8 protein-coding genes, 2 tRNA genes and 1 pseudogene are annotated in these 13,490 nt (G+C 71.3%); 8 read left to right on the top strand and 3 right to left on the bottom strand.

All coding sequences use genetic code 11. The features are described 5' to 3' along the window. Positions 1 to 325 (bottom strand): annotated as a pseudogene (locus tag ACRDP3_RS16720) (hypothetical protein); the annotation flags it as partial. Positions 326 to 998: 673 nt separating this feature from the next. On the opposite strand from ACRDP3_RS16720, the gene ACRDP3_RS16725 reads away from it, so the two are divergent. The 4 genes from ACRDP3_RS16725 (at position 999) to ACRDP3_RS16740 (ending at position 5,936) form a co-directional block, all read left to right on the top strand. Then, positions 999 to 2,126, top strand: a complete 1,128-nt coding sequence (locus ACRDP3_RS16725; RefSeq protein WP_431517759.1) for a LacI family DNA-binding transcriptional regulator — start codon at positions 999 to 1,001, stop codon at positions 2,124 to 2,126. Between the two features lie 187 nt (positions 2,127 to 2,313). Continuing rightward, positions 2,314 to 3,342 (top strand): DUF1906 domain-containing protein, encoded by a 1,029-nt coding sequence (locus ACRDP3_RS16730; protein WP_431517760.1) that lies wholly within the window; start codon positions 2,314 to 2,316, stop codon positions 3,340 to 3,342. 135 nt (positions 3,343 to 3,477) lie between these two features. Continuing rightward, positions 3,478 to 4,107 carry a SigE family RNA polymerase sigma factor gene (locus ACRDP3_RS16735; protein ID WP_431517761.1) on the top strand — a complete coding sequence of 210 codons (630 nt, stop codon included), beginning with the start codon at positions 3,478 to 3,480 and terminating at the stop codon, positions 4,105 to 4,107. A 176-nt stretch (positions 4,108 to 4,283) separates the two neighbouring features. Beyond that, the gene (locus ACRDP3_RS16740; RefSeq protein WP_431517762.1) at positions 4,284 to 5,936 is read left to right on the top strand and encodes a long-chain fatty acid--CoA ligase; all 1,653 of its coding nucleotides are present in this window, start codon (positions 4,284 to 4,286) and stop codon (positions 5,934 to 5,936) included. A 106-nt stretch (positions 5,937 to 6,042) separates the two neighbouring features. Here ACRDP3_RS16740 and ACRDP3_RS16745 read toward each other — a convergent pair whose 3' ends face one another. Both ACRDP3_RS16745 and ACRDP3_RS16750 read right to left on the bottom strand, forming a co-directional pair. Next, the gene (locus ACRDP3_RS16745) at positions 6,043 to 10,086 is read right to left on the bottom strand and encodes a PAS domain-containing protein (RefSeq protein WP_431517763.1); all 4,044 of its coding nucleotides are present in this window, start codon (positions 10,084 to 10,086) and stop codon (positions 6,043 to 6,045) included. Between the two features lie 200 nt (positions 10,087 to 10,286). After that, positions 10,287 to 10,751: an SSI family serine proteinase inhibitor gene (locus ACRDP3_RS16750; protein WP_431517764.1), complete on the bottom strand. Its 465-nt coding sequence runs from the start codon at positions 10,749 to 10,751 to the stop codon at positions 10,287 to 10,289. Positions 10,752 to 11,044: 293 nt separating this feature from the next. On the opposite strand from ACRDP3_RS16750, the gene ACRDP3_RS16755 reads away from it, so the two are divergent. From ACRDP3_RS16755 to ACRDP3_RS16770, 4 genes are all read left to right on the top strand, one after another. Further along, positions 11,045 to 11,134: transfer RNA gene (locus ACRDP3_RS16755), tRNA-Ser, on the top strand. Between the two features lie 190 nt (positions 11,135 to 11,324). Beyond that, positions 11,325 to 11,397: transfer RNA gene (locus ACRDP3_RS16760), tRNA-Arg, on the top strand. A 350-nt stretch (positions 11,398 to 11,747) separates the two neighbouring features. Continuing rightward, the gene (locus ACRDP3_RS16765) at positions 11,748 to 12,299 is read left to right on the top strand and encodes a M23 family metallopeptidase (RefSeq protein ID WP_431517765.1); all 552 of its coding nucleotides are present in this window, start codon (positions 11,748 to 11,750) and stop codon (positions 12,297 to 12,299) included. A gap of 110 nt (positions 12,300 to 12,409) precedes the next feature. Further along, the coding region (locus ACRDP3_RS16770) for an N-acetylmuramoyl-L-alanine amidase (protein WP_431517766.1) at positions 12,410 to 13,490 on the top strand (1,081 nt) is incomplete at its 3' end.

Genomic DNA, 13,490 nt, shown 5'->3' on the forward strand with positions numbered 1-13,490 from the left:
CCGTGGGCAGCTCGACGAAGGTCACCTTTTCCTTCGGGTGCTTCTTGTTCCAGCGGTCGATCACCGGCTGAACGGACCCTCCGGCGTCCTTGCCGGCCACGTACGTGATGGGACCGCGTCCCTTGAACGAAGGGTTCTTCTGCTGCGCGGACTCACCGCCGCCGGATGAGCTGCAGGCGGTGGTGACCATGAGCCCGGCAAGAACGACGGCCGAGCACTGAAACGCCCGATTGGTATTGGTCTTCACTTTGTCTCTCCTCGCGGTGTGGAACCGAATCGGCTGAATCACTCCGGCGCGCTGCCGCTGACCGGTTTCGGCGAACAAGAAATACTCCCCGCAGGGACGAATGTGCACAGTTGTCCGCCGGCTCCTGGCCGGGCGGATTCTGCGGGTGGTCGCAGGCGATGACGTCGACCCCGGTCCCGGTGCCGCCGTTGCCCTGGTTCGTGACGTCCTGCCCGCCGATCCGGATCAATCCGTCGTTCAAGTCCCGTCGGCATGCGGGCACTTGCGGATTCATCGCGTACGAACGGGTCGATCAGGACCAGGAACTCTCGATCTGTAACGTTGGATGGAGGCCATCGACAGCCGGGCGGTCACTCCATGGACAGCGCCGGGTGACCCTCGTGGGACTCGCTGCAGCCATGCGAATCTCATCCCTTCACCGGCCGAAACTGCCAGACGGTATGCATGGACGCTCAAACAGACCGATAGACGCGCTGTCATTGACGTGTGAACGACGGAGCTGCAGCTCAAAGCCATGAAGATGCACGCCGTTGTGCATGGTTTGGCTACTTCAGGACAGCGCGTTCAAGGTATGGACGCACGTGCGGGAAGTCAATGGGTGTCACGCAGGGAGATCTCAAAGTTCTGACCCTTTATGTCCGCTTTGGCGCGAGAAAGGGGAAGCGTTCAAAGGTTGAACCGTCGCGGGATCCCGTGGCAGCGCTGTCATCAGCAGCCGCCGACAAGGGTTTCCCGTGTTAACGTCCCCCGCATGCCACCAGCCCAACGGCACCCCACGATGGTCGATGTCGCCGAACGGGCCGGGGTCTCCCCGTCCACCGTCTCCCGCACGCTGCGCGGGCTCTCGACCGTCTCGCCCGAAGTCCGCGTCCGAGTCGAACAGGCAGCCCGCGAACTGAACTTCGCGGTCTCTCGACAAGCCGCCAGCCTGGCCACCGGCAAAACCGGGGTGGTGGCGGTTCTGACGCCCGTTCTCAATTCGTGGTTCATGGGCTCGGCGCTGGACAGCCTGGGGCCGATACTGCGCGCGGCAGGCATGGATCTGCTCATCTACGTCACACCGGACATGACGGAGCGCGCCGACTTCTTCGAACGTCTCCCGGCCCGGCGGAACGCCGACGCCCTGCTGGTGTTCTCCTTCGACCTCACCGAAGAGGAGGGCGCGCGTCTGGACGAGCTGGAGATTCCGGTGATCTACGTGAGCCAGCACGCCGAGGGGCGAGCGAGCGTATACATCGACGACGTGGCCGGGGCGCGCCAGGGCACGCAGTACCTGCTCAATCTCGGACACCGCCGTATCGCCTTCGTGAAAACGGTCGGTCCCACCGGGTTCACCTTCAGCTCCAACGAACGACTGACCGGCTACCGGCAGGCGCTCAACGAAGCGGGCATCCCCCTGGACGACGATCTTGTGGTCACCGTCCCCAGCATCGGCGACAAGCGAATCGTCGTGGAGGCGGTCGGGCAGCTGCTCAGCCGGCGGCAGCCACCCACTGCGATCTTCGCCGAACAGGACAATGCCGGCGTCGCGGTCCTCTGGACGCTACGCAAGAGCCGCATCGACGTGCCCGAGCGGATATCGGTACTCGGCTTTGACGACCACGAGATCGCCCGGTGGTCGGAGCTGTCCACGATCGCCCAGTCGCCCGCGGACATCGGCCGTGCCGCCGGCGAACTGGCTCGTTCACTCGTCAACGACCCCGATGCCGACCAAGGCCAGCACATCGTCCTGCCCACACGTCTGATCCTGCGGTCCAGTACGGCGCCCTTGCCGCGTGAGGAAAACGTGTACCGCAGCGGCACGGACCCACTGGACGCGGATTCCCCCCGGCACACCGACGACGGCTCCTGGCGGTTCGTCGGCGAAAGCGGCGAGTGAGGCGAAGCCCCGTCCCGTGGGCCGGACTCGGTGCCTTTCCCTGTCTGCGGGCGCCGTCCCGACGGCACACGTACTCGCGAGCACGGGCGGGGCGCCCGCGCAACCCGGGCGGACCGGACGGCTGAAACCGGGGCGGGCCCGGGCGAGCCTGAGTGATCATGGCCTCGGCTGCCCCTTCACTCGCCCCATGTGGCATAAGAATCACATCATCCGCTCCGTGCTCGCCCCCTGCCTGGCGCTCTCCGCCCTCCTCGGCGGGGGCACGGCCCCGGCAGCCGCCGGGGAGGGCGGGTCCGCCACGCCGGGGCCGGACTTCAAGCCCGGCCCGCGCCCCGGCGAGGGCGACGGCTACGGCCTCGGCATCGGCCCCGGGCCGGGCGACGGCTGGGGGAGCGGCCAGGGCGACGGCCACGTTCGCGCTACGACCGGCGATCCTCGTGACGCCGGCGCCACGATCTTCACAGGCGAGGCGTTCGACACCTGCCTCGCCCCGTCGGCCGCCACCATGCGCGCCTGGCAGGGAGCCTCCCCGTTCGGCGCCGCCGGTGTCTACATCGGCGGCCGCGCCCGTGCCTGCCCGAATCAGCCCAACCTCGACAGCGACTGGGTGAAGAAGGTGGACGCCATGGGCTGGAAGCTCATCCCCATCTTCGTCGGCTCCCAGTCCCCCTGCGTCCGCTCCGACCGCAAGCGCGGGTACCTGATGAGCCACAACGGGTCCGGTGATCAGGGCGCGGAGGAGGGACGCACGGCGGTACAGGACGCGAAGGCGCTCGGGATGACGGCGCACAGTGCGATCTACCTGGACATGGAGGCGTACGACAACACCCGTACCCGGTGCGCCGCCACCACCCTGAAATTCATCCAGGGCTGGAACCGCGCGGTACGGGCGGAGGGTTACCTGCCCGGCTTCTACTCCAGCGCCGACTCCGGCATCGAGCACATGGAGGGTGCCCGCAAGGCGGGTCGCGAGGACCTGCCGGGGGCGCTGTGGTTCGCCCGCTGGCGGGTGCCGCCCTCCGTGGAAGGGGAGAAGGTCCTCGACAAGGGTGCATGGCAGCCCCACCGGCGCATCCACCAGTACGACGGCAACGTGTGGCGGACCTACGGCGGCCACCGGGTGCACATCGACCGCAACGTGATGGACGCCCCGGTCGCCGTCATCGGTGACCCGGGGGCGGGCGGCGGCGGCCTGCCCCCCGAGCCGCGCCCCTGAGTCACCCTGATCCCGGCGTCGTGCTGCCTCCACCCTGTGGAGGTGGAGGCAGCACCACCTCTACTCCCAGAGGCGGAGGTGCCATCGGGACTTCCGGGCGATTCGTGCGCAGCCGCCCGCTTCTAGCGTTGAGTCATGACCACGCCTGGGACTGTCCGGCCGGCCCGGACCACCTCTCCGACGGTGACGCCGCTGACGTTCACGTCGTACGTGCAGGCGCGCGGCCCCGTGCTGCTGCGCACCGCCCGCTCGCTCACCGCCGATCCGTGCGACGCGGAAGACCTGCTCCAGACGGCGCTCACCAAGACCTACCTGGCGTGGGAACGCATCGAGGACCACCGTGCGCTGGACGGCTACGTACGCAAGGCGCTGCTCAACACCCGCACGTCGCAGTGGCGCAAGCGCAGGGTGGACGAGTTCGCCTGCGACGAACTGCCGGAGCCGGAACCGCTGGAGGGCCCCGACCCCGCCGAGGCGCAGGCGGTGCGTGACGCGATGTGGCGCGCCATGCTCAAGCTACCCGCCCGCCAGCGCGCCATGGTGGTGCTGCGGTACTACGAAGACCTGAGCGAGGCACAGACCGCCGCGGTGCTCGATGTGTCGGTCGGGACCGTGAAGAGCGCGGTCTCCCGGGCGCTGGTGAAGCTGCGCCAGGACCCGCAGCTCGCCGCTGACGTGCGGGGCGAGGCGCCGCCACGGCCAGCGCCACGGCCGGCGCCACGGTCGCCGGCACCGGAGCCGGCCGCCGAACTGGCCGCTGCCTGACACGACCCGCTGCCTGACGCAGCCCGGCCGCAGCCCGCCTGAGCGCGTCGGGGGAGCCGTGCCGAGCCGTGCCCTGTGTCGAATCGCGGACAGGGTAGTGACATACCGGTCGGTACGGACGCACAATCAGCGCCACGAATTACCCGTGCGTAACCGCTTCCCGGGAGGCTTCCCCGATGCTGAGCACCATGCAGGACGTACCGCTGCTCGTTTCGCGTATCCTGCGTCATGGTTCCACCGTCCACGCCGACTCACAGATCACCACCTGGACCGGTGAGGGTGAGCCGCGCAGGCAGAGCTTCGGGGAGACCGGCGCCCGTGCGGCGCAGCTCGCGCACGCGCTGCGGGACGAGCTGGGCGTGCTGCCGGACGACCGGGTGGCGACCCTGATGTGGAACAACGCCGAGCACGTCGAGGCGTACTTCGCGATCCCCTCCATGGGGTCGGTCCTGCACACCCTCAACCTGCGGCTGCCCGCCGACCAGCTGGTGTGGATCGCCAACCACGCCGCGGACCGGGTCCTCCTGGTCAACGGTTCGGTGCTGCCGCTGCTCGCTCCGCTGCTGCCCCGGATGGAGTCGGTCGAGCACGTGGTGGTCGTCGGTCCGGGCGACACCACCGTGCTGGCGGGCTGCCGCCCGGCCGTACACGCATACGAATCTCTGCTCGACGGGCGGCCCACCGCCTACGACTGGCCCGAGCTGGACGAGCGTGACGCCGCGGCCATGTGCTACACCTCCGGCACCACCGGTGACCCCAAGGGCGTCGTCTTCTCCCACCGTTCGATGTATCTGCACTCCATGCAGGTCAACATGGCCGAGTCGATGGGACTCACCGACCAGGACACCACACTGCCGGTGGTGCCGATGTTCCATGTCAACGCATGGGGCCTGCCACAGGCGACGTTCATGACCGGCGTGAACATGCTGATGCCCGACCGCTTCCTGCAGCCGGCGCCGCTCGCCGAGATGATCGCCGCCGAGCGGCCCACACACGCGGCCGCCGTGCCCACCATCTGGCAGGGGCTGCTGGCCGAGCTGGCGGAGAACCCCCGGGACATCTCCTGCCTGCGCTCGGTCACCATCGGCGGCTCCGCCTGCCCGCCCGCGATGATGCGCGCCTTCGAGGAGCTGCACGGCGTGCGCGTCTGTCACGCCTGGGGCATGACCGAGACCTCACCGCTGGGCTCCTTCGCGCACCCGCCGGCCGGGCTCACCCCCGAGGAGGAGTGGCCCTACCGCGTCAGCCAGGGCCGCTTCCCGGCCTCGGTCGAGGCCCGGCTGGCCGCGCCGGAGGGCGGATTCGCGCCGTGGGACGGGGAGTCGCCCGGCGAGCTGGAAGTGCGCGGGCCCTGGGTGGCCGGCGCCTACTACGGGGGCGCCACCGCCGAACCGCTCCGTCCGGAGGACAAGTTCACCTCAGACGGCTGGCTGCGCACGGGGGACGTGGGTGTGATCACGCCGAACGGCTATCTGACGCTCACCGACCGCGCGAAGGACGTCATCAAGTCCGGCGGCGAGTGGATCTCCTCCGTCGAGCTGGAGAACGCGCTGATGGCGCACGAGGCCGTCGCCGAGGCGGCGGTGGTGGCGGTGCCGGACGAGAAGTGGGGCGAGCGGCCGCTGGCCACGGTCGTACTCAAGGAGGGCGCGGGGGAGGTCACGTACGAGCAGCTGCGCGCCTTCCTCGGCGAGCGGGTGGCGCGCTGGCAGCTGCCGGAGCGGTGGGCGCTGATACCGGCGGTGCCGAAGACGAGCGTGGGCAAGTTCGACAAGAAGGTGCTGCGCCGGCAGTACGCGGCGGGGGAGCTGAAGATCACGGAGCTGTGAGGCGGCTGCGCGATGTCGCGTTGTCGCGCACGAAGGGTAAGGGGCGAGTGCCCGGCGCTCGCCCCTTACCCCTGCTGTCCGGCGGGTGCCGTTCAGCGGGTGCCGTTCAGCGGGCGCCGATCTTCGTCAGCAGGTCGACGATCCGGGACTGCACCTCGGTACTCGTCGAGCGCTCCGCGAGGAAGAGCACCGTCTCGCCGGAGGTCAGCCGGGGCAGTTCGGCCGGGTCCATGTCGGCGGAGGTGTAGACGACGAACGGGGTGCGGTTCAACAGCCCGTTCACACGCAGCCAGTCGATGATTCCGGCCCGCCGCCGCCGTACCTGCATCAGGTCCATCACGACCAGATTGGGGCGCGTCTGCGCCGCCACGTTCACCGCGTCCGCGTCCGTCGGCGCGTGCGCGACCTGCATGCCGCGCCGCTCCAGAGACGCCGCGAGCGCGCCCGCGATCGCGGGGTGCTCCTCGACCAGCAGTACGCGCGGCGGGTGCTGTTCGCTGTCGCGCGGGGCGAGGGCCTTGAGCAGTACGGCCGGATCGGCGCCGTAGGCCGCCTCCCGGGTCGCCTGCCCCAGCCCGGAGGTGACCAGCACCGGGACCTCCGCCGCCACGGCCGCCGTGCGCAGCGACTGCAGCGCGGTCCGGGTGATCGGGCCGGTCAGCGGATCCACGAACAGGGCGGCGGGATAGGCCGCGATCTGCGCGTCGACCTCCTCGCGCGAGTGCACGATGACAGGGCGGTAGCCGCGGTTGGAGAGGGCCTGCTGGGTGGAGGGGTCCGGTTCGGGCCACACGAGCAGCCGGCGCGGATTGTCCAGCGGCTCCGGCGGCAGTTCGTCGTCGACGGCCCGCGGCGGCATGGCCAGCCCCCGTCCGTCACTCACCTCGACCGGGCTGTCCGGGCCGTCCAGCGGCTCCGGCCCCTCGGCGGCACCCGCCGCGGGTGCCCCGATGGTGAACTCGCGGGCAGGCTGCGCCTGACCCTGTGAAGGGGGCCTGCCGCCCGGCCGGGTCTGCTGTGAGCCGCCCGGCTGCTCGCCCTGCCGCGGGGGCTCGGCCAGCCTCCGGCGCCGGCCGGAACTGGAGGACTGCGGGGGTGTCGAGGGGGTGGACGGTATGGCCGTCGGCGGCGCGGGAGGCAGCGCGGGGGCGGGGGCGGAGCGGCCGTAGGACTGCGGTCCGGGCTGCTCGCCGATCCGCTTCACGAAGGGCACCCCCTGGCCCAGGGTCCGTACGCACGGGCCCTGTCCGGTCTCGTACGGGGACCGCCCCTCCTCAGTGCCGGCGGCACCCGGCATCGGCAGCGCGTGCTGCGGAGGATCCGGCGGCAGCGGCCCGCCGCCGAGGATCGGGCTGCCGGCGACCACGGAGTGCTCGACGGCCTGCGGCTGCGGCTCCGGTTCCGGCTCCGGATGGGGGGCGGGCTCCGCCGCCGGTGCCGCGGCCCCGTTCTGGGCGGGCGCTTCCTCGGGGAGCGGCTGAGCGAGGGATTCGGCTACGGCGCCCGCCGCGGCGGGCGTACCCGAACCGTTCGTACGGACCGGCTCGGAAGCCGGCTGTCCGGGCGGCAACGCGAAGGGGCCCTGCTGCGGCGCCTGCTGCGGCGCCCGCTGAGCTGCCTGCTGCTGCTCCGGTGCGGTGTGCGGATACCCGGGCTGCGGCTGGCTGGGCGGTGCGGCGAACTGGACCCCCTGCGGGGCCGCTTGCCCGGAGGGCAGCGCCTCGCCCTGAGCGCCGGCCTCCCCTTCGGTGTGCCCTTCGGTCTGCGCGCGTGCCTGGGCCTGCGCCTGGTCCCGGGCGAGACGGCGGGCCCGGCGACCACCCGCACCGCCGGTCTCCTCGCCGGCGCCACCGGCGGTGGCCGGCGCGGCCTGCTCCGGTTCTCCTGCCTCGGGGCGCCGTGCCCGGCGGCCCGTGCCCGGCTGGGGGTCGGCCTCCGGCGTGGCCTCCTGCCCCGGAAGGCCGCCGGCCGGCACCTGCCCTTCCGTGCCGCCCTCGGGACCCGGCTGGACCGGCGGTGCCAGCGTCCGCCGTGCACGCCGCCCGGCGCCTGCTTGATGCGGCACGGCCGGGCCGGGCTCGGAGCCCGTGTCCACGTCCGTACTCCCGGCCGGGAGCTCCAACGCGGGGCGCGCGCCGGCGGTGGGGCCACGGCCGCCGCCGTGTCCGCCGTGTATCTCGTGCACCTGCTGTGCTTCGTTTTCGTCGTACCCCTCCGCGGGGCTCGGACGTCCGCGGCGGCGGCCCGTCGGGGCCGCCTGCTGATCGCGCGGGTGCTCCTCGTGCCCCGGTACGGCCGGCGCCCCTCCTTGATGGGCGGGGCCCTGCTGTGCCGGGCCCAGCTGCGCCAGGCCCTGCTGCGCCGGAACGAGGGGGGCGGCGGGCTGGTCCGGGAAGCCGCCCGCCCCGCCGCCCTGAGCGCCTCCGGTACTCGTCCACGCCCCGGCCTGGTGCCCCTCGGCGCTCGCCGCCGGGGCGTCCATGCCGCGTACCGGCTGGGCGGGAACGGGCATCACCGTCGTCTCGTTCTCGCGGCTCTCGCGCGGTCGCGGAGCCGCACCGTTGGTGTTGCCGCCGTGGCTCCCGCCCGTACCACCGGCACCGCCCGAGCCGTTCGCACCGCCGGCACTCCCGGCGCCGCCCGCGGAGACCGGCACCTCGAGTACGTACGCGCTGCCGCCCGCCCCCGGCACTTCGTGCGTCTGCAGCACGCCGCCGTGCTGTTCCACGATGCCGCGCACGATCGGCTCGTGCACCGGGCTGCCGCCGCCGTAGGGCCCGCGCACCTCGATCCGTACGACATCACCGCGCTGTGCCGCCGCGACCACGATCGTCGAGTCGACGCCCGGCGTCACCACCAGCGACTTGCCGGTCGCGTCCACGCCCGCGACGTCCGCGATCAGATGCGCCAGTGCCGTGGCCAGCCGCTCACTGTCGACCTCGGCCTCGATCGGCGGAGCGTGCACCGCGAACTGCGCGCGCCCCGGCCCGATCAGCTCCACCGCGCCCTCGACGCCGTTCGCCACCACGCCGTCGAGGGAAATCGTTTCTCGCCGCAGCCGTTCGCGGCCCGCGTCCAGCCGCTGGTAGCCGAGCACGTTGTCGACGAGTGTGGTCATCCGGGCGTAGCCCGCCGCCAGGTGGTGCAGGATCTGGTTGGCCTCGGGCCACAGCTGTCCCGCCGGATCGGCGGCCAGTCCGGCGAGTTCGTCCCGCAGGTGGTCGAGCGGCCCGCGCAGCGAGTCCCCCAGCACGGCCATCAGCTGCTGATGCCGGCCCGTGAGGGACTCGTACGCGCGCCGGTCTGTGAAGGTCACTACCGCGCCGACCAGCTGCTCGCCGTCGCGCACGGGAGCCGTCGTGATGTCGACCGGCACCGCGTGTCCGTCCTTCGCCCAGAGCACCTGTCCGGCCCGGACCCGGTGCTTGCGGCCGGACTTGAGGGTGTCGCTGAGCGTGGTCTCCTCGTACGGGAGGGCGCTGCCGTCCGGCCGCGAGTGGAGCACCAGCGGGTGCAGCTCCTGCCCGCCGAGGTCGCCGGCGCGGTAGCCGAGGATCTGGGCGGCGGCCGGGTTGACGAGGACGATCCGCCCCTCCGTGTCGACGCCGACGACGCCTTCGGAGGCGGCCCGCAGGATCATCTCGGTCTGGCGCTGCTGGCGGGCGAGTTCCTGCTCGGTGTCGAGGGTGCCGGTGAGGTCGCGTACCACCAGCATCAGCAGTTCGTCGCCCGTGTAGGAACCGGAACCGTTGGTGCCCGAGCCGGTGCCGTGATCGGAGTAGGCGGCTTCGAAGGCGGAGGCGTACGGCGTGCGCGCGTCCTCAAGATTCGCGCTGGTGACCTCGACCGGGACAGCGCTGCCGTCCGTGCGCCGTGCCACCATGCGGGTCGGCCGCTGACGCTCCTGGCGCTCGGCAGCCGCCTCGTCCGGCCGCCGCATCGAACCCGGGATCCGCTTCGAGTCGAACTCGGGCAGCAGATCGAGCAGCCCTCGCCCGACCAGTGCGGTGCCTGCGGTTTCGAACATTTCCAGCGCGATGGTGTTGGCGTTGACCACCGTGCCGTTGCAGTTCACCAGCAGCAGCGCATCGGGCAATGCGTCGAGTATGGCGGCGAGACGAGCAGCGCCTCGGGATGGCCTGCTGCTCACGACGACGTTTCCTCCCTGATAACCACGGTGCAGGTGACCGCCGTCCGGTCGGGCTCGGTCCGGTCACGGCTGTCAGTGTCCGCTGAGCCTGGGCGTGTCACTAGGGGGAGTCTACGGGCAGCGGTTGCGGGGGCGGCGATGGATGTGCGGGAGATCAGGTGCAGACCAGGCGGGTGGCGGCCCCTGGTCCGGGCGAGCCCCTACCAGCCGGTGCTGGTCCTCGGCAGCGCCGGCACGAGCGCGTCCCAGCGCTCGATCTCGCAGCCGTCGGTCCGCCTGAAGGTCGCGTCCACCTCTCTGCCGTGCCAGACCCCCACGACATGCGCTGTGGCCGGACCGCCGTACATCAGCGTGCAGTTCGCGCTGGTGGGGACCGGACCGAAGGGGTGCCTGCCGCTGTTGCTCTCCGACGTCAGCACCTCGCAGGCGGCGCGGGCGCGCGGGTGGCTGCCGCCGGCGGGGTTGCACTCGAGCCGGTACGTGCCGTCGTCCTCGCGGTTCCCGCTGTCGGTGACGGTGAAGCGGAGCTGGTCTGACCGGGCAGGCGGCATGGGGAGCCGGCTGCTGTCCGGTGCGGCGGCGGCAGGGCTGAGCAGACCACCGGTCACGGCGAGGAGGACCGGGACGGAGGCGAGGACGGTGGCAGTCGCGGAACGACGCGGCATGAGGGTGCTCCCGACGTGTGTACGGATCTACACGGAAGAGGCGCGCGAAGTGCACACCTCCCCTCCACTTAACGCGTCGGCGCGCCCCTCGTCGCGCAGGTCGTGCTGTCTCTCGTGTCGTGTCCCGTGCCGGACGGCCGCCGAACGGATCGTTCCCGGTCATCGAACCGCGCCGCCGGCAATCGCTTTGCCCGGCGGGGCGGGGACCGAGTACGGTAGGGGCCGATTGGAGACAGCCCGCGAGGCTGTGCCATCATCAGCACGCACCGCTTCGCTTCATCGCGGGTGCGTCTGGAGGCTTCGCCTAGTCTGGTCTATGGCGCCGCACTGCTAATGCGGTTTGGGGCAACCCCCCATCCCGGGTTCAAATCCCGGAGCCTCCGCTTCCGATCTCCGTGATCACCCGAAACCCCGGCTCCCGCAGCTGGGGTTTCCGTGTACCGGGGGCAGGTCGCCCCGGAGGCGCTTTTCCCAGCTCAGCAGGGGTGCGGCAAACAGATTTCGCCTCTGGGCACCGGTCATGTAATGTTGTTCGCGCAACGCAGCCCGGCTGTTGAACGGCCGGTCGCACAAGCGCTCGTAGCTTAACGGATAGAGCATCTGACTACGGATCAGAAGGTTGCAGGTTCGAATCCTGCCGAGCGCGCACAGGTCGGAAGCCCCCTGGGAGTCTCCCAGGGGGCTTCTTGCATCAACGGCTGACATCAGCCTGACACTCCCGGTCCCGCCGCCTCGCGCGCCCCGTGCCGGTCCCGACGACAACGGCGCCCGGGCGCCGCGCAGTTCGTCCCACTCCTGAGATCCGGGGCCCTTCCACTGGTCGAACCAGGGAAGGTCCGGCCCGAATTCGCGCCGCTACGGGTGATTCGTGCGCGCTGTTTTCTTCACCGGACCGAGAAAGTAGTACTTGTTGTCCGAACAGGGTTGTCGCGTACATGCCTAGCTGCTTTTACTGGCGTGGCGCGGAAATCGTATGCACTCTGGAAAGGAATGCCGATGTCCCGTCCCCCCCACAGCAGGCGCGACAAGCGCCGCCTGCTCGCACTGGCCGCCGCCGGCGGCTGCGTACTGGCGAGCCTCATCGCCGTCCCGGCGGCCGCCCAGTCCGGCCCGGGTGCCGAAGGAACCGCGAGCGCGGCGGCGGCAGCAGTGGCCTTTCCGGCCTCGTGCCCGACCGCGGCCGTGGTCAGCCAGGGCTACCACGAAGGTCACGACGGCGTCGACCTCGCCAACTCGCTCGGCACGCCGATCCACGCCGCCGGTGCCGGCGTTGTCACCGAGTCCGGCCCGGCCAGCGGCTACGGCCAGTGGGTCCGGATCAGGCACGCCGACGGCTCGGTCACCGAATACGGGCACATGTACGAGCGGTTCGTTGCTGTCGGCGACACGGTCGCCGCTGGGCAGCCGATCGCCTCGATGGGCAGCGAGGGCCAATCGACCGGCCCGCACCTGCACTTCGAGGCGCACCGCGACGGCGGCACCGGCTTCGGTGACGACCCGTTCGCCTATCTGTCCGAGCGAGGTGTCTCGCTGCCGTGTACGCCGTAAGGGCCTGACCAGCCCTCCCCCTGGCACCGACCGTGACCGGCGCGCCGGCCCACGCCAGGGGTGCTCAACCCTCCCCCCACCGCGCGCCGGAGACAGAGAGGCACCCCCCCATGAACAACCGCAGGAGAGTGTGGACCACCGCGTTCGGCGGCGTGCTCGCCGCGACGGTCGCCGTCGTCGCGCAGACCGCGAACGCCGCCCCCGCCCCCGCACCCGCCGGATCCACGATGGGCCAGGCCTTCACGAAGGCCGCCTCGGAGTTCGACGTGCCGCGCGACCTCCTCGTGGCCGTCGGCTACAGCGAGACGCACCTCGACGGACATGACGGCAAGCCGAGTCAGGACAACGGCTTCGGCGTCATGCACCTGGTCAGCAACCCCGAGCGGCACACGCTGGAGCGCGCCGCGAAGCTCACGGGTGAGTCGAAGGCCGACCTGAGGAAGGACGACGCGGCCAACATCCGCGGAGCCGCCGCCGTCCTGCGCGCGGACGCCGACAAGGCGGGCCTCAAGGCGTCCGACCGGGCCGACCTCGCCGCCTGGTACCCGACCGTTGCCCGCTACGGCGGCGCCGAGAGCGACCAGCTCGCGCGGCTCTACGCCGACAGCGCCTTCGAATTCGTCAGCAAGGGTGTGCGCGGCAGGACCGCCGGGGCCGAGGACGTGCGGAGCGCGCCCCACAAGGTCAGCCCGGACCGCGGCGAGTTCGCGAAGGTGTCCGCCGATCCGGGCACCAGGAGCGACGACTACCCGCCCGCGATCTGGAACCCCGCCGACGCGGCCAACTACGCCACCGGCCGGACCGCGGCGATCTCACAGGTCGTCGTCCACGTCACCCAGGGGTCGTACGCCGGCACGATCAGCTGGTTCAAGAACCCCGATTCGCAGGTGAGCGCGCACTACGTGATCCGGTCCTCCGACGGCGAGGTGACCCAGATGGTGCGCGACGGCGACACCGCCTGGCACGCCAAGGGCGGCAACGCCTCGGCGATCGGCATCGAGCACGAGGGCTTCGTCGACGACCCGTCGTGGTTCACCGATGCGATGTACCGCTCCTCGGCCGCACTGACGAAGTACATGTGCGACAAGTACGGCATCCCCAAGGACCGTGCGCACGTCGTCGGCCACAGCGAGGTTCCCGGCAACGACCACACCGACCCGGGCCCGAACTGGAACTGGGACACCTACATGT

The organism is Streptomyces sp. (assembly GCF_050698815.1).
GTDB lineage: Bacteria > Actinomycetota > Actinomycetes > Streptomycetales > Streptomycetaceae > Streptomyces.